The 15627-nt window shown below is 73.3% G+C and carries 12 protein-coding genes; 6 read left to right on the top strand and 6 right to left on the bottom strand.

Going from position 1 to position 15627, the window contains the following annotated elements; genetic code table 11:
• Window positions 1-177: 177 nt before the first annotated feature.
• Window positions 178-1077, bottom strand: a complete 900-nt coding sequence (locus tag JS521_RS15465; RefSeq protein WP_205083567.1) for an LLM class F420-dependent oxidoreductase — start codon at window positions 1075-1077, stop codon at window positions 178-180.
• A 101-nt stretch (window positions 1078-1178) separates the two neighbouring features.
• Window positions 1179-2381, bottom strand: a complete 1203-nt coding sequence (locus JS521_RS15460; RefSeq protein WP_205083566.1) for an erythromycin esterase family protein — start codon at window positions 2379-2381, stop codon at window positions 1179-1181.
• 58 nt (window positions 2382-2439) lie between these two features.
• On the opposite strand from JS521_RS15460, the gene JS521_RS15455 reads away from it, so the two are divergent.
• On the top strand, window positions 2440-3216 hold the full coding sequence (locus JS521_RS15455; RefSeq protein WP_205083565.1) for a TioE family transcriptional regulator: 777 nt from the start codon (window positions 2440-2442) through the stop codon (window positions 3214-3216).
• 10 nt (window positions 3217-3226) lie between these two features.
• Here the strand turns inward: JS521_RS15455 and JS521_RS15450 are convergent, their stop codons facing one another.
• The 3 genes from JS521_RS15450 to JS521_RS15440 all read right to left on the bottom strand — a co-directional run bounded on the left by JS521_RS15450 (window position 3227) and on the right by JS521_RS15440 (window position 6841).
• Window positions 3227-4885, bottom strand: coding sequence for an acyl-CoA dehydrogenase family protein (locus JS521_RS15450; RefSeq protein WP_205083564.1), 1659 nt, complete (start codon window positions 4883-4885; stop codon window positions 3227-3229).
• Window positions 4886-4960: 75 nt separating this feature from the next.
• On the bottom strand, window positions 4961-5566 hold the full coding sequence (locus JS521_RS15445; RefSeq protein WP_205083563.1) for a TetR/AcrR family transcriptional regulator: 606 nt from the start codon (window positions 5564-5566) through the stop codon (window positions 4961-4963).
• Window positions 5567-5620: 54 nt separating this feature from the next.
• Window positions 5621-6841, bottom strand: a complete 1221-nt coding sequence (locus JS521_RS15440) for a metallophosphoesterase (RefSeq protein WP_205083562.1) — start codon at window positions 6839-6841, stop codon at window positions 5621-5623.
• A gap of 336 nt (window positions 6842-7177) precedes the next feature.
• Here JS521_RS15440 and JS521_RS15435 point away from each other — a divergent pair, with 336 nt between their 5' ends.
• The 5 genes from JS521_RS15435 (at window position 7178) to JS521_RS15415 (ending at window position 14602) form a co-directional block, all read left to right on the top strand.
• Window positions 7178-7372 (top strand): hypothetical protein, encoded by a 195-nt coding sequence (locus JS521_RS15435; protein ID WP_205083561.1) that lies wholly within the window; start codon window positions 7178-7180, stop codon window positions 7370-7372.
• A gap of 152 nt (window positions 7373-7524) precedes the next feature.
• The gene (locus JS521_RS15430; protein WP_205083560.1) at window positions 7525-8262 is read left to right on the top strand and encodes a dienelactone hydrolase family protein; all 738 of its coding nucleotides are present in this window, start codon (window positions 7525-7527) and stop codon (window positions 8260-8262) included.
• A 356-nt stretch (window positions 8263-8618) separates the two neighbouring features.
• Entirely contained in the window at window positions 8619-10232 is a 1614-nt protein-coding gene (locus JS521_RS15425; RefSeq protein ID WP_205083559.1) for a S8 family peptidase, read from the top strand.
• A gap of 273 nt (window positions 10233-10505) precedes the next feature.
• Complete coding sequence (locus tag JS521_RS15420; RefSeq protein ID WP_205083558.1) at window positions 10506-13433, top strand: ATP-binding protein; 2928 nt, start codon at window positions 10506-10508, stop codon at window positions 13431-13433.
• A gap of 278 nt (window positions 13434-13711) precedes the next feature.
• Entirely contained in the window at window positions 13712-14602 is an 891-nt protein-coding gene (locus JS521_RS15415; RefSeq protein ID WP_205083557.1) for a S1 family peptidase, read from the top strand.
• A gap of 260 nt (window positions 14603-14862) precedes the next feature.
• On the opposite strand, the gene JS521_RS15410 is transcribed toward JS521_RS15415, so the two are convergent.
• Window positions 14863-15372, bottom strand: a complete 510-nt coding sequence (locus tag JS521_RS15410; protein WP_205083556.1) for an SRPBCC family protein — start codon at window positions 15370-15372, stop codon at window positions 14863-14865.
• Between the last annotated feature and the right edge of the window lie 255 nt (window positions 15373-15627).

Here is a 15627-nt window from a genome sequence, read left to right as displayed (position 1 = left end):
CCCCCCCCGCCCCCCCCCCAGCCCCCCCCCCCCGGGCGCGGCCCCCGCGTGGGCGGGGGGGGCTGGCGGGGCGGGCCGGCCGCGCCCGGCGGGGGCCGCGCCCCCCCCCCCGCCCGATTTCGCTCGTTCACCGTCCGAATGGTGCCCGAATCGTGGGACGGCGGTGTGCGCGGGCTGTCAGAGTTCGGAGCCGAACGCCTCGGCCAGCGCGCGCCATTCGGCGCGCGGCAGGCCGGCGCCGCCCGCGTCGGCGGTGAGGATCTGCAACGCGACATGGTCCGCGCCCGCGTCGAGGTACTCCCGCGTCCGGCGCGTCACCACCTCCGCGTCGCCCAGCGCGAAGAGGGCGTCGAGGAGACGGACGCTGCCGCCACCCTCGAAGTCGCCTTCCGTGAACCCGAGGCGCAGCAGATTGGCCGTGTAGTTGGGCAGTTGGAGATACATCCCCAGCATGGTCCGCGCGGTGGTGCGGGCCCGGTCGAGGTCCGTGTCCAGGACGACGGTCAGCTCCGGGGCGAGCAGAGCGTCGGGTCCGAGCGCCGCACGGGCCTCCGCGGTGTGCTCGGTGGTGACGAGGTAGGGGTGTGCCCCGAGCGACCGGTCGGCCGCGAGCTTCAGCATCTTCGGCCCGAGAGCCGCCAGGACCCGATGGCCGGAGCCCACGAACGGCTCCGCGGCGTCGAGCGCGTCGAGGTAGTCCACCATCGCGCTGTACGGCTTCGCGTACTGGGGCACCATCGGGCCGTGGCTGACGCCCAGTCCGAGGACGAAGCGGCCGCGAGCGTCCGGATCGATCGCCGAGACCACGGCCGCCACCTCCTCCGCCGTGTGGTTCCAGATGCTCAGGATGCCGGTGGCCACGGTGATCGAGCGGGTGGCGGCCACAACGGCGGCGGCGTCGCCGGGCGTCGGACTGCCCCCGATCCAGACGGTGCCGTACCCCAGTTCATCGAGTTCGGCGAGCGCGTCGGCGATCGCCTTCCCGCCCGCCTCGTCCACGCGCGACGCGTGGAGGGCGCTGCTCCAGATCCCCACGCGTCCGAAGGTGCTGCCCGTTCCGGTCGTCTCAGAAGTCATGGTGTGATCAACAACGGCCCGCCCCGACTATTCCTGACCGGATGCCATGCCATCCGACCGGATGCGCGGGTCCGATCCCGCAGGGGCCGTGAGGTGCGGTCTCAGTCCTCGGGGACGTCTTTCATGAACACGATCCCGTCGATGCGGGCCAGGTGCGCCGGGTCGAGCGGGGCGTAGCCGAAGTACGGGGACGTGCGCCGTACGGGGCCGGTGGCAGTGAGGGCGGCGCCCGACGCGTAGGTGCCCACCAGGCAGGTCTCGGCCGGGAGCGCGTGCAGGGCGCCTTCGAGGGTGTCCGGCGGCGGGACGTCGACCCCCTGGTGCCGCATCGTGCCGAAGGCGGTGGCCAGGAAGCCGTACTCCTCGTCCAGGCAGGTGTGCACGATGGCGCCCGCGCTCCACCACTCCAGCCGCTGCCCGCCCATCCGCATCGAGCTGATGTCGCGCTGGAGGTGGCTGTTGTGCGCGTGGACCAGAACCGGTCCCCGCTCCGCGAGCGCGAGGAGGTTGTCGGCCATCATCTGGTCCCGCAGGCCCGTCAGCCGCGCCAGCCGGCTCGGCGAGGCGTCGGCCATCCCGTGGTGGTACCGCAACAGCCCCGACGCGGCCCGCGCCCACAGCCGGGCCCGGTCGAACGCGTTCCGTGAGGTCGCCGCGATCAGGTGCGGCGCCCAGGCGTGGAGCAGCGCCCCCAGGTCGTCCGCGAGCAGCCGCAGCTCCCCGGCCTCGGCCGACCGCCCGAAGGACGCGGCCGGATCCCACATCGCCGCAGGGTCGGTCCACCGGCCGTCGGGGCCGAGCAGGCGGTCGAGCGTCTCGGCGGTGCAGGGAATCAGCCCCGGGGCGACGTGGTCGGTGAGGGTGCGGTGGAGCGCGGTGAGAGCCTCTCGGGGGCTCGCGGCCCAGGCCATCTCCAGCGGCCCGTCGAAGCCGGCGAACCGGACCTGGTCGGAAGCGGGCCGGCCGGCGTTGAACGCGCGCATCCAGCACACCAGTTCACGAGTGGCGGCCGATGCCCCGAGACCGTGGCTGAACCCCCGCTCCAGTACGTCGTCCAGCGTGCCCGCGCCCGATGTCACGTAGTCGTCCACCAGCAGCCCCGCCACACAGTCGCTCTCGACGGCGACGGTCCGGTACCCCTCCTGCTCGACGAGCTGCCGGAAGAGGGCGTTGCGCAGGCGGAGCGGGGCGTCCACCCCGTGGGTGGGCTCGCCCAGGGCCAGCATCCGGGGCGGGGAGGCGAACAGCCGCATGACGGAGGCCGCGTCGACGGCGTGAGCGAAGTCCTTGATGTCGTCTGCCATGGCTTCAACCGTATCGTTGAACCTTCGGTGGAAACTTCGGCGCGATAATCTCGTTCACATGCGGCAGAACCCTCAAACAGCAGGTCGCCTGCGCCCCGTCGACCTGGCCCGTCGGCACGGTCTGTCGACCCAGGCGGTGAGGAACTACGAAGCGGCGGGGATCCTCCCCGCCGCCGGGCGCACCGCCCACGGCTACCGCACGTACACACCGCTGCACGCGGACGCCCTGGGGGCGTTCCTCGCCCTGGTCCCCGGCCATGGGCACGCGACCGCGACGGCGATCATGCGGGCGGTGAACCGCGACGAGCCGGCCGAGGCGCTCCGTCTCATCGACGGGAGCCACGCCCAGCTCCTGGAGGACCGCAGGACGCTGGACGCCGTCGAAAGGGCCCTCCGCGACCTGGGGCCCGGAGCCGTGCCCGCACCCGACGAGGGGGCGGGCCCCGGCGCGACGTTCGTCGGACCGTTGGCGGGAAGGCTGGGCATCAGGCCCGCCACGCTGCGCAAGTGGGAGCGCGCCGGGCTCGTGACCCCGCGCCGCGACCCGCGGACCGGATACCGGGTGTACGACGCGGCCGACGTACGGGACGCCGCCCTGGCCCACCAGCTCCGGCGCGGCGGCTACCGCCTGGAGCAGATCGCACCGCTCATCGCCCAGGTGCGGGCGGCCGGCGGTCCGGAGCCGCTCGTCGCCGCCCTGGACGACTGGCACGCCCGACTGGCCGCGCGCGGGCGCGCGATGCTGGCCGGGGCCGCAGAGCTGGACGCCTACCTCCGCGCACGCGATCGGCCGGTGCGGGCGCAGGGCCCGCACCGGCCGCAGGACAACACGTAAGCAGGTCCGGTCAGGCGGGCAGCCGCCCCAGCAGGCCCGCGAAGTCCGTGCCCGGCGGAAGGGTGCCGAACGCGAGCCCCTGGTCCCCGGCGAGGCGGGACGCGCAGAACGCGTCGGCCACCGACGCCGGTGCGTGGCGCACCAGCAGCGAGCCCTGGAGGACGAGCGCGGCCCGTTCGACGACCCGGCGGGCCCGCAGCTGCGCGTCCTCGGGCCGGGCCAGCTCGGCCCGCAGCTCCCGCCAGGCCGCGTCCAGGCGCGCGTCCGCCCCGGCGGCCGCCCCGACCTCGGCGCTCAGGGCCTCCAGGGACTCGGGCTCCCGCGTCAACGCCCTCAGCATGTCCAGGGCGTTGACATTGCCGGAGCCCTCCCAGATGCCGTTGAGCGGGGCCTCGCGGTACAGCCGCGGCATCCCGGACGCCTCGTCGTACCCGTTGCCGCCCAGGCACTCCAAAGCCTCGGCGACCGCGACAGGCTGCCGCTTGCACACCCAGAACTTGGCGATGGCGGTGGCCAGCCGCAGGAACGCGCGCTCCCCGGCGTCGCCCCGGTGGGCGCGGTCGGCGGCCCCCGCCAGGCGCAGGGCCAGGGTGGTTGCGGCCTCGGACTCCAGGGACAGATCCGCCAGGACGTTGCGCATCAGCGGCTGGTCGATCAGCCGGGCGCCGAACACCGAGCGGTGGCGCGCGTGGTGGGCCGCCTGCGCGAGCGCGGCCCGGATACCGGCGGCGGACCCGAGCACACAGTCGAGCCGGGTCATCGTCACCATGTCGATGATCGTGCGCACGCCCTTGCCCTCGTCCCCGACGAGCCAGGCCACGGTGTCGTCGAACTCCGGCTCGCTGGACGCGTTGGACCGGTTGCCGAGCTTGTCCTTGAGCCGCTGGATACGGAAGGTGTTCCGGCTCCCGTCCGGCAGCACGCGCGGCACCAGGAAGCACGACAGGCCGCCGGGCGACTGGGCGAGCACCAGGAAGAGGTCGTTCATCGGCGCGCTGGTGAACCACTTGTGCCCGCGCAGCCGCCAGGTGCCGTCGGCCTGCTCCACAGCGGCCGTGGTGTTGGCGCGCACATCGGTGCCGCCCTGCTTCTCCGTCATCCCCATCCCGGCGAGCAGCCCGCGCTTGGCGGCGGGGGTGCTCAGCCCGGGCTCGTACACCCGGCTGGTCAGCAGCGGCTCGTACGTCTTGGCGAGGCCGGGGGAGCGGCGCAGCGCCGGGACGACGGCGTACGTCATCGAGACCGGGCACAGGTGCCCCTGCTCCAGCATCGTGGCCAGCATGAAGCCGCCGGCCCGGGCGACATGGGCCCCCGGCCGCTCGTCCGCCCAAGCGGCCCCCGCCAGGCCCGCCCGCACCGAGGCGTCCATCAGCGCGTGGTAGGCGGGGTGGAACTCGACCTCGTCGATCCGGTGGCCGTAGCGGTCGTGGGTGCGCAGCTCCGGCTCGTGCCGGTTGGCCTGGTCGGCCCAGTGCTGCGCCTCCTCACTGCCGACGTACCGGCCGAAGCGGTGCAGCTCCTCCAGATGCCACTCGGCGCCCTCGCGGCGCACCCCTTCGAGGAGTACCGCGTCCTCGGCGGCGTCGTGACCGGTGAGCGGAGGCGCCTGGTTGGTCACCGCGTGCGTCACGGCGGTCGGGTCGCTGCGTGGTGCGACGGGCGTGGGCATCGGATCTCCTCCGGGAAGCGGGACGGCGGGGGTCGGGGCGCACCCGGCGCGGGGACGGGGGACGCGCGGAGCGGCTCAGGGAGCCGCGCCCGCGCAGCGCAGGGCCACGGCGGAGAGGCCGGCGACGAGCCGGTCCGCGTCGTGCGCGGCCGAGGTGCTCAGCGGATACACGAGGACCTCGCCGATGGCGCCGGTGAGCGCCGCGGCGGTGATCTCCGCGTCCTGTCCGGGCAGCAGGTCCGCGGCGACCCCTTCGTCGATCACCGCGGCGAACAGCCCCCGGTAGCGGCGCCGGAAGGCCAGGCGTTCCGCGCCGACCGCCGGCTCGGCGGGCGCCGCGAGCAGCGCGTACGCCAGGCCGTGGTTCTCCAGGGCGCGGCGGGCGAACACCTCCACCCCCCGGCGCAACCGGTCGGCGGGGTCGCCGTCGCCCTCCAGCACCTCGCCCAGCACGTCCACCTCGCGCTGTGCGGCGCGTCGGAAGACCTCCACGGCCAGCGCGGACTTGGACGAGAAGTGCTGGTAGACGGAGCCGGCGGCGATGCCGGCCGCGTCCGCGACGGCGGTCACGGACGCCTGCGCCCAGCCGACCTCCGCCACGACCTCGGTGGCGCGGACGACGAGATGGTCCCGGGCGGCTTCGAGCCGTCGAATTTCGGCTGGGGTCTTGCGGTAGGCCATCAAAGAAGTGAACCATCATTCAGATGTTCCCGCCACGGCCGGTCCCCGCCCGCTTCAGGCCGCAGCGGACCCCTGTGGGGACCGGAGGACGAGCAGGGTGATCTCGCTGGGGGCGAAGACGCGGAAGGGCGGGCCCCAGAAGCCGGTGCCTCGGCTGGTGTAGAGCAGGGTGCGCGCGCCGTGGCGGCTGAGGCCCGCGACGACAGGCTGGTCGACGCGGACCAGGTAGTGGAACGGCCAGATCTGGCCGCCGTGGGTGTGGCCGGAGAGCTGGAGATCGATGCCGTGGGCCGCCGCGCGGTCGACGAACTTGGGCTGGTGGGCGAGGAGCAGGACGGGGAGAGCGGGGTCGGCGCCGTCGAGGGCTCCGGCGAGGTGGGCGCGGTGGCCCGCCAGCCCGGAGGACTCGGCGGTGACGTCGTCGACACCGGCGACCACGAGGCTGTCACCGCCACGTTCGAGCAGCAGATGGCGGTTGCGCAGCGGCTCCCATCCCAGCTCGTCCATCAGGTCCACCCAGCCCTGGGCCTCGCTGTAGTACTCGTGGTTGCCGGTGACGTAGACACGGGCCCGGGTCGCCTGCACCGTACCCAGCGGAGCGGCCTGGGCACGACGGCGTTCGGCCGTGCCGTCGGCGATGTCCCCGGTGTGGCAGACCAGGTCGGCCTCCAGGGAGTTCACCGTCTCGCAGACGCGCGCGGACCAGCGGGCGCGGTCGAGCGGACCGTAGTGGGTGTCGGTGATCAGCGCGACCCGGGTGCCGTCCAACTCGGCTCCCAAGCGCGGAAGTTCCACGTCGAGTCGGCGAACGCGCGGTACGCGCCGGGCCTCCGCGTACCCCCAGGCGAGCAGTACGGCGGTGACAGCGAGGACGGCCCAGGTGACGATGCGCGCCCGCTCCTGCCCGTCCCCGACACCGGCCACCGTCAGGGCGAGCCGCAACAGGACGCCGAGCAGCACGGACCAGGTGAACAGGATCCATATGCTCCCGAGCAGCGTGTCACCGACGATCGCCGCCCGGTCCTGCTGGCGCCGACCGTGGCCCCGGGCCATCGCGAGCGGCATACCGATCAGACCGAGGACGAACAGCGCGGTGCCGATCAGCGTGACGGGGAGCGGCCAGCGTTGCCCGGTGTGCAGGAGAAGCCAGCAGGGTACGGCCCACAGCAGGACGGGGGCGACCAGAGGGATGTAGCGCATCAGCCGCTGCAGCCGGCCCCGCGGCTCCTCGTGCGCCGCGCTGTCGGCGGATCGGGTATCGCTGGTCTCGGTCACGCTTGCCCTCCTGAGATGCTGCCCGGCGGAACCCGCCCGTCATGGAGCCGGGTGGTGGTCGAATTCTCTCGCAGAGCCCATGGACCGCTTCACGGGGCGACTCCCGACCCCGGCGCGTAATCGCTCCCTTACGATGGGTGCCCGCGTCGTTCCTGGGAGCACCCGTGTGGAACCACACCCCGGACCATCCGCCGAAGACACCGCCGCCGCCGCAGCGCCCCACGCAGCCGCCGCGCCCGGGCAGGGGTCTGGCGGGAAGGGCCCGGGGCGGAAACTGGTGCGGAACCGGCGGGCGGATCACTTCCATGGGCCGGGGGTGTCGTTGATGATGTTCATGTGACTCATCGCATCAGTGCCCTGATCTCGGTCTTCGGCGTCATCACCAGCGTGATGCTGCTCGCTCTCGCCGTTCGCGAGTACCGCTCCGGGGCCTCGGTTCTCTGGCTCGTGGGTGGAGTCACGATCTTTCTCGGCGCCGCGTACGCGCTCGTGCGGGACGCGCGGCGGCTTCGCTCCGGGCCGACCGTCTGACAGCGGGGCCGTTCCGCCCCGCACCGCAGTCGTTGTCGGTGGGTGCCGTCGTTTGAAACGGAAGCCCTCGCCGCAGTTTCGGATACCGCGCCGCTCTGCCTGCGGCAGAACACCGGCCGGGCCGGGCTCGACGATCACTAAAGTCCCGCCTCATGACGACGATGGCGACGCGTGCGGTCGAGTATCCGGCCGACGGTCTGACGATGATCGGGCACCTCGCGCTCCCGGCCGGTGTCGAGCGCCGACCCGCGGTGCTGCTCGGACCGGAGGGCATGGGGCTCAGCGACGTCGAGCGCCGCAGGGCCGATGCCCTCGCCGAACTGGGATACGTGGCGCTGGCCTTCGATCTGCACGGCGGGCGGTATCTGGGTGACCCCGAGGAGATGCTGGCCCGTTGCCTGCCGCTGCTCGCCGACCCGGACCGGATGCGGGGCATCGGCCGTGCGGCGCTCGACGTGTTGCGCGCCGAACCGCGTACCGACCCCGACCGGATCGCCGCCGTGGGCTACGGCACCGGGGGAGCGGTCGGGCTGGAACTCGGGCGCGACGGCGTGGACCTGCGCGCGATCGGGACGGTCAACGCGGTGACCACGGGCCGACCGGGCGAGGCGGCGCGCATTCGCTGCCCGGTATGGGCCGGGGTCGGGTCGGAGGACCCGATCATGCCGCCCGCGCAACGCGACGCGTTCACCGCCGAGATGCAGGCCGCCGGCGTCGACTGGCGCCTCACGGTCTACGGCGGTGCTTTGCACGCCTTCCACCACCCGCCGGTCGACCACCCCGTGGTCCCCGGCGTCGGCCACCACCCGCAGCACGCGCGGCGAGCCTGGCGCGACGTGGTCGACCTGCTCGCCGAGTGCCTGCCCGTGACGGAGGACCTGGGGGCATGACCCGCCGCACTCGTCGCGCCGCAGTTCCTTTAGGTAGGGCTACGTATTGATAGGCGCCCGCCGAGCGCCGCAAACTCTGGGTGACCAGAACACGACGAACGGCGGGCGAAAGAACCCGGCCCGGCACTTCCCGTGCGTACGGGATGTGCCGCGGCCTCAGCCCCGCCGACAGGCGTGAATCGGCAATGCCGGGCGGAGGGGCGACGGCCTCCCGCGCGGCGAGCCCCATCACAGGTCATCCCTGCGGCCGCCCGGCCCGGCCTCCGGTCACCATGCCTCTTTCCGTGGTGCCGCATGCCGGGCGGTCCACCCCCACCAGGCCCGACAGGGCCTGTGACGCATCATGAGGAGAAGCTGTGGAACGTCCAGTTCGCTCTCTGCGCAGACTGCTCGCCGTAGGCGCGAGTGCCGCCCTGCTCGTCGGCGCGGCCTCGACCGCCGGGGCCACGGCCGCACCCGTACCGCCGGGCGGCGGCGAAGGCCGCATCGTCGGCGCGGACCGCCCCGACGCGGTCGAAGGGTCCTACATCGTCACCCTCAAGGACTCCGTCGCCCGTACGGAGATACCCTCCGTCGCGAAGTACCTGTCCGCGCGCCACGCGGGCGAGGTCAGGAGCACCTACACCACCGCCCTGCGCGGCTTCTCGGTGAAGATGAGCGAGGAGAAGGCGAAGCGACTGGCCGCCGACCCCTCGGTGGCCCGGGTGGAAGCCGACGGTGCGGCGTACGCCACCGGCACCCAGCCCAATCCGCCCAGTTACGGCCTGGACCGCGTCGACCAGCGCGATCTTCCGCTGGACAAGAGCTTCACCTACCCCAGTGACGCCTCCAACGTCACCGTCTACGTCGTCGACTCCGGTGTCCGTATGAGCCACGGCGACTTCGGCGGCCGGGCCACCAGCGGCTACGACTTCATCGACAACGACTCCAACGCCTCTGACTGTCATGGGCATGGCACTCACGTCGCGGGAACCGCCGCGGGCAGCTCCTACGGAGTGGCCAAGGCCGCCAAGATCGTCAGCGTCCGGGTCCTGAACTGCCAGGGCTCGTCCGGCACCACGTGGGATCCGGTCCTCCGCGGTATCGACTGGGTCACCAAGAACGCCAGGAAGCCCGCCGTGGTCAACATGAGCGTCGGCGGCGGCAAGACCCAGTCCATCAACGACGCGATCAACAACTCCATCGCCTCCGGCATCACCTGGGTCGTCGCGGCCGGGAACAACAACGCCGACTCCTGCCAGTACTCGCCCTCGTCCACCCCGGCGGCCATCACGGTCGGCGCCACGAACAGCTCGGACGCCCGCGCCACCGGCTGGAGCAACGGCCAGGCCTCCAACTACGGCACCTGCCTCGACATCTTCGCGCCCGGCGACAGGATCATCTCCGCGTCCAACGCGGGCGACAGCGCCAACCAGTCGATGAGCGGCACCTCCATGGCATCCCCGCACACGGCCGGCGCCGCCGCACTGCTGCTGGCCGCCGAGCCGTCGCTCACCCCGGCCCAGGTCCGCGACAAGCTGGTCGCCGCCGCCACCCCGGACAAGATCAGCGACGCCCGCGCCGGCTCCCCCAACCGCCTGCTCTTCACCGGCACCGGCGGCGGCGAGGACCCCACCGACCCGCCCGGAAGGAAGTTCGAGAGCGCCGGCCAGGTCCAGATCCGCGACAACGCCACCGTCGAGTCCCCCATCACCGTGACCGGCATCGACGGCAATGCCCCCGCCGACCTGTCGGTCACCCTCGACATCCGCCACACCTTCCGCGGTGACCTCAAGATCGAACTGCTGTCCCCGGGCGGGGGCGCGGCCGTCCTGAAGAACTTCAACTCCAACGACAGCGCCGACAACGTCCAGGGCACGTTCACGGTGAATGCCTCCAACAGTCCCGCCAACGGGGTCTGGAAGCTCCGTGTCACCGACAACTGGGTCAACGACACCGGCTACGTCAACGCCTGGTCCCTCCAGTTCTGAACCGGCCGGCAACCCCGGCCGGGGGGGGGGGGCGGGGGGGGGGGGCCGGCGCCCCCCCCCCCCCCCCCCCCCCCCCGCTCCCCGCGGCCCGCCGCCCCCCCCCCCGGCGCGCGGGGGGGGGGGGGGGGCGGGCGCCCCCCCCGGGGCCCCCCCCCCGTCGCTCCTCTTCTCACCACGGTCGTGAAGGGCCATCATGAGGCCGTCCGGCGGCCGGCCGAATTCGCCCACCCCGCCCCGTCGTGCCGGTCCCGCCCAGGGGTGCGGAAGGAAGCCGTGAACGCCGAGCCGCCGCCCTCCGCCCCCGGCCCCCTGATCGGACGCTCCCAGCTGCTGGACGCCGTGTGCCCGGAGCTCGACCGCAGACCCGCCGTCGTGGTGATCACGGGGGAGGCGGGGGTGGGGAAGAGCCGGCTCGTCCACGAACTCCTCCAGCGGACCAGGTCACCGGGTGCCGTCACCCTGGTCGCCCGCTGTCAGGAGTCGGAAGCGCCCTTCCCGTTCGCACCGCTCATCGAGGCGTTGACCGGGGCCCCGTGGCCCGTGACCCAGGTCCTGCCGCCGTCGCCCCAGGGCGTGCCGCCCGTGACCCAGGTCCTGCCGCCGACGCCCCAGGGCCTGCCGCCCGTGACCGGGGCCCTGCGCGGGCTGTTGCCCGACCTCGCCGATCGCCTCCCGCCCGCGCCGCCTCCCCTGGGAGAACCGCGCGCCGAACACCACCGCGTCCTGCGGGCCCTGCGCGCGTTGACGGCGTCCCTGGGGGAGGCCGTGCTGGTCGTGGAGGATCTCCAGTGGGCCGACGAAGCCACCTGCGCCTACCTCCGTACGGTCGCCTCCGACCCGCCGCCGCGCCTGGGACTCGTGCTCACCGCCCGCAGCGCCACCGTTCCGCACACCGACGCCGAGGGAAGCGACGGGCTCCCGTTCCCACTGCGCACCCCGGCCCACGTCACGGTGGTCGAGCGGCACCTCGCACCGCTGTCGGCAGCCGAGACCGGCGCGCTGGCCGCCGGTCTGCTCGGCGTGCGGGCGGTGCCGGAAGAGTTCGCCGACCGGCTGCACCGGTGGACGGGCGGGCTGCCCCACGTGATCGAGGAGGTGCTGCGCGGGCGGCCCGACTCCGCGGAGTTCCGCACCGGGCCGGCGGGCGTGCCGGAGCCGCCCCTGCCCGCGTCCGTGCGCCGTACGGTGGTGGAGCGACTGCGTCGCCTTCCTTCGGCGGCACGGCAGGTGGTCGCCGCTGCGGCGGTGCTCGGCGACCCCGCGCCCGTCGAACTGCTGGGGGCCGTCGCGGGGTCGGACGATCCGGAGACGCGTCGTGGGCTCGCCGCGGCGCTTCGGGAGGGCGTCGTCCGGGCGGCGGACGGCACCTACGCCTTCCCGTACGAACTGGCCCGCCGGGCCGTGTACGAGGCGGTGGCCGAACCGGAACGGTCCGTACTGCACCTGCGCGCGGCCCGTGCCCTGGCCCGGCACGCAAGTCCCGTCCCGCTGGCGGTGATCGCCGGGCACTACCGGCGTGCCGGCCGCCCCGCGGAGGCGGCCCGCTTCCTGGAGGCGGCGGCGGACCGGGCGGCCGGAAACGGCGACGCGGGTACGGCCACGGCCCACTACCTCGACGCCCTGCGCGTCGGCCCCTCGCCCGTCGCCCGCGACCGGATCGCGCTGAAACTGGCCCGCGTCGCGCTGAACGCCCGCCCCGGCCCGCAGGTGCCCGCCGCCCTGCGCCAGGTGCTCGACCAGCGCTCTCTCGGACCGGGCCCGAGCGGTGAGATCCGGCTGCTCCTGGGCCTGTTGCTGCGCAACCAGTCGGGTTCCGGTCTTGAGGCGCTGGAGGAGATAGCGCGAGCCGTCCCCGACCTCCTGGCCGTCTCGACCGGGCAGGCCGCACGGGCGCTGGCGATCACGGCCATCCCCTCCCTCAAGGGCTGGCCGGTCGTCGAGCACCGGCGGCGGCTGGCCGAGGCGGAGAGCCTGCTGCCCGAGATCGAGGAGGAGGAGCTGCGTGCGGCCGTGCTGGCCAACCGCGCCACCGCCCTGGCCCTGATGGGCGATCCGGCGGCGTGGGAGGCGGTGGCCGATCTGCCCGACACCATCACCGGTGAGGCGGCGGCGAGGGCGTACGCCAATCTGGCGGGCGCCGCGACCTCCCTGGGGCACCTGGAGCGCGCCCGTGCCTTCCAGGCCCGGGCGTGGGAGGCGGTGCGGACGAACCATGCCCCGTACCTGGAAGCGTTCGTCGAGACCACGGACGTGGTCGCCGCCTTCACGGGCGGCCGGTGGAAGGGACTCCTGCGACGGGCCGAGCGGGCCGAGGAGCAGTACCGGGACGTGCCCGACTTCCACGCGGAGGCCCTGCTGGTCTGCGGACTGCTACGCCTGCACACCATGGGGCAGACGGATGTGGCGCGGCGTCTCCTGGAGCGGGCCGTCCGTACGACCGCGCTGGACACCGGCGTCGTACTGACCGCGGCCGCGGCTGCCGTGACGCGGGTCCATCTGGCCGCCGGCCGCCCCGCGCAGGCTGTCCAGGCGGCGGAGGGGGCGCTGCACCACGTCCGCCGTACGGGTGCGTGGATGTGGGCGACCGCCATCGCGCCGCCGGCCGTCGAGGCCCTGATCCGCGACGGCCGTCCCGGCGAGGCGCATCGCCTCGTCGCGGAGCTGGCCGCGGGCATCGCCGACCGCGACGCACCGGCGGCCCGGGCCGCACTGTCGACCTGCCGGGCCCTGCTCACCATCACGGACGGCCCGCAGGCCGGAAGCGGTTCGTCCGATGCGCTGTACGCGGCCGCAGCGGACGCCTGGACGCGGTTGGAGCGACCGTACGAAGCCGCGTACGTGAAGGAGGCGTGGGGGCTCCACCTGCTGGCCTCCGGCGTGGCGGGCGGGCGCACGGTGCTGCACGAGGCGATCGCGGCCTACCAGGCCGTCGAAGGCGTATGGGATGTGCTGCGATGCCAACGCGAACTGCGGGAGCACGGCCAGATCACCGTCCGCAGGCCCGGCGCGCTGGGGTACGGCGACCACCTTTCGCCCCGGGAGCGAGCGGTGGCCCGGCTCGCCTCGCTCGGCCTGTCGAACCGCGAGATCGCCCGCGAGCTGGTCCTCTCCCACCGGACGGTCGAGCACCACGTGGCACGTGCCCTGCGGAAGCTGGGGGTCTCGTCCCGCACCGAGATCGGCTCGCACCTCGGGCTGTGACCGAAGACGCGGAGGGAGGGCGGCAACACTCCGCAGTCTATTTTCCGCCATCCCCTTCTCTCTCAATGTCACTAATACACCGCTTTGTTGAGGTCTGGAGCTCACCGAAAGAACTACTTCTCGGCCAGTCGCATTCCGGGGGTCTTGTGTCGGTCCACCGGTCTCTCCAGCATGAATAACGTTGTCAGGGACACGTCGGATTGATCGTGTCCCCGATGACGAGTCATGGGCGTCCACCCAAACGCCTCGAGTTTCCCCCCACGATCTGGAGGAACACAGTGCGACTCTCTCGCCCCCACAGCCTCACGAGACGAGCACGATTCATCGCAGGGGCCACCGGCCTCGCCGCCGCGGCGGCGCTCGCGGTTCCCGCCACCGCCGCATCCGCCCAGCCGGCCCCGAAGACGTTCAGCGCCACCGAGCTCAACCAGACCGCCGCCTCTGTCCGCACCGCCGACGTCGGCGGCACGGCCTGGTACGTCGACGGCGCGTCGGGCAAGGTCGTCGTCACCGCCGACAGCACGGTCAGCAAGGCCGAGATCGCCAAGCTGAAGAGCGAGGCGGGCACCAACGCCGACGCGCTCGTGGTCAAGCGCACCCCCGGTACGTTCTCCAAGCTCATCGCGGGAGGCGAAGCCATCACCACCGGCGGAGCCCGCTGCTCCCTGGGATTCAACGTGCAGGACGGTGCGGGCACCAAGTTCGCCCTGACCGCCGGCCACTGCACCAACATCGGCAGCTCGTGGTCCATCGGCACCACCACCGGATCGAGCTTCCCCGGCGACGACTACGGCATCATCCAGCACTCCGACCCGGGCGCGGCCGACGGCCGGGTCTCCCTCTACAACGGCAGCTACCAGGAGATCGACGGTGCGGCCGACGCCACGGTCGGACAGTCCGTCCAGCGCAGCGGCAGCACCACCGGCCTGCACGGCGGCTCCGTCACCGGTCTCAACGCCACCGTCAACTACGGCGCCGACGGCATCGTCTCCGGTCTGATCCAGACCAACGTCTGCGCCGAGCCCGGCGACAGCGGCGGCGCACTCTTCTCCGGGAGCACCGCACTCGGCCTCACTTCCGGCGGCAGCGGCAACTGCTCCTCCGGCGGCACCACGTTCTACCAGCCCGTCACCGAGGCGCTCAGCGTCTACGGAGTGAGCATCATCTGATTCTCGCCCCGACCACCCCGACCGGGGTCTTGCGCCACCGGCCCTGAGCACTGTCCCCGCCGAGGTTCGTCGGCGGGGACAGTGCTTTCCCGCGTTCGGGCGAGCGATGAGATGTCCCTGCCCGGCGCTTCGGTACCGGGCGTGCGCCCCGGCCCGGGGCCCGCACGGCATCCGATGCGCTGCCCCACCCGGAGGCGACCAGCGGATGCGGGACCGGCGGCTTCAGCCGGCCCCGTGTCCGGCCCTCGCGTTCGGCGCGCTCAGCTGAACATGTCGAGGTAGTGCTGCGTGTGGACCGGGTGGTAGTCGGCGAAGTCGACGGATGCCGGGTCACCGCCGGTCTCGGCGAGGACGAGCCGGTCCAGGTAGTAGTCCCAGCCGGGGCCCACTCCGCCCGCCATCGCCGGGTCGTCGCCGACGGACTGGCTGAAGGTGAGCGTCGTGGTTCCCTCGTGCTCGACGAGGGTCAGGCTCATGTGCCAGACGAATTCCTGGCCGGGCACCTGCGAAGTGAGGGTCAGGCGGTGGGGGGCCCGGCACTCGTGGATGGTGAAGTGCTCGGCCTGGTGCTCGTCGCCCTCGTAGAGCATCCGGAAGTCGACCGAGCCGGTCGACGGGTCGCCGGTCCATTCGCCGATCCATCGGGCCAGCCGATCCGATTCGGTGACCGCCGCCCAGACGTCCTCGATGCCTGCCCGGAAGGTGCGGTCGAAGGCGATGCTGTCCTGGCCGTCGACGGTCACACGACGCCCGGTGGGGGTGCTGGTCATGCGGATTCCTCCTGAGGTCTTCCGGTGCCGGGAGCGGCGTCGGTGCCGGTCCGGCGGTCGTGGACGGTCCTGCGGACCTCCAGGTCGAGAGCGTCGAAGGCGCTCTCGGGAATCGGTGGGCGGCGCCCGCCGAGCTCGTCGAGAAGGGCGCGGACCGGTGAGAGACCCGGGCGGGGGGGCGCGGGGGGGGGGGGCCCCCCCCCCCCCCCCCCCCCCCCCCCCCCCCCCCCCCCGAGGCAGGGGGGGAGATAGAGA

The sequence above is a fragment of the Streptomyces durocortorensis genome (genome assembly GCF_016901035.1).
GTDB lineage: Bacteria > Actinomycetota > Actinomycetes > Streptomycetales > Streptomycetaceae > Streptomyces > Streptomyces durocortorensis.
The sequence above is the reverse complement of the archived record's forward strand: the minus strand, read 5'-3'. Positions and strand labels throughout refer to the sequence as shown.

Bases quoted from the DNA above. Each gene is read 5' to 3' on its own strand.
- JS521_RS15465 (WP_205083567.1), bottom strand. From the start codon at position 1,077: ATGACTTCTGAGACGACCGGAACGGGCAGCACCTTCGGACGCGTGGGG.
- JS521_RS15460 (WP_205083566.1), bottom strand. From the start codon at position 2,381: ATGGCAGACGACATCAAGGACTTCGCTCACGCCGTCGACGCGGCCTCC.
- JS521_RS15455 (WP_205083565.1), top strand. From the start codon at position 2,440: ATGCGGCAGAACCCTCAAACAGCAGGTCGCCTGCGCCCCGTCGACCTG.
- JS521_RS15450 (WP_205083564.1), bottom strand. From the start codon at position 4,885: ATGCCCACGCCCGTCGCACCACGCAGCGACCCGACCGCCGTGACGCAC.
- JS521_RS15445 (WP_205083563.1), bottom strand. From the start codon at position 5,566: ATGGCCTACCGCAAGACCCCAGCCGAAATTCGACGGCTCGAAGCCGCC.
- JS521_RS15430 (WP_205083560.1), top strand. From the start codon at position 7,525: ATGACGACGATGGCGACGCGTGCGGTCGAGTATCCGGCCGACGGTCTG.
- JS521_RS15410 (WP_205083556.1), bottom strand. From the start codon at position 15,372: ATGACCAGCACCCCCACCGGGCGTCGTGTGACCGTCGACGGCCAGGAC.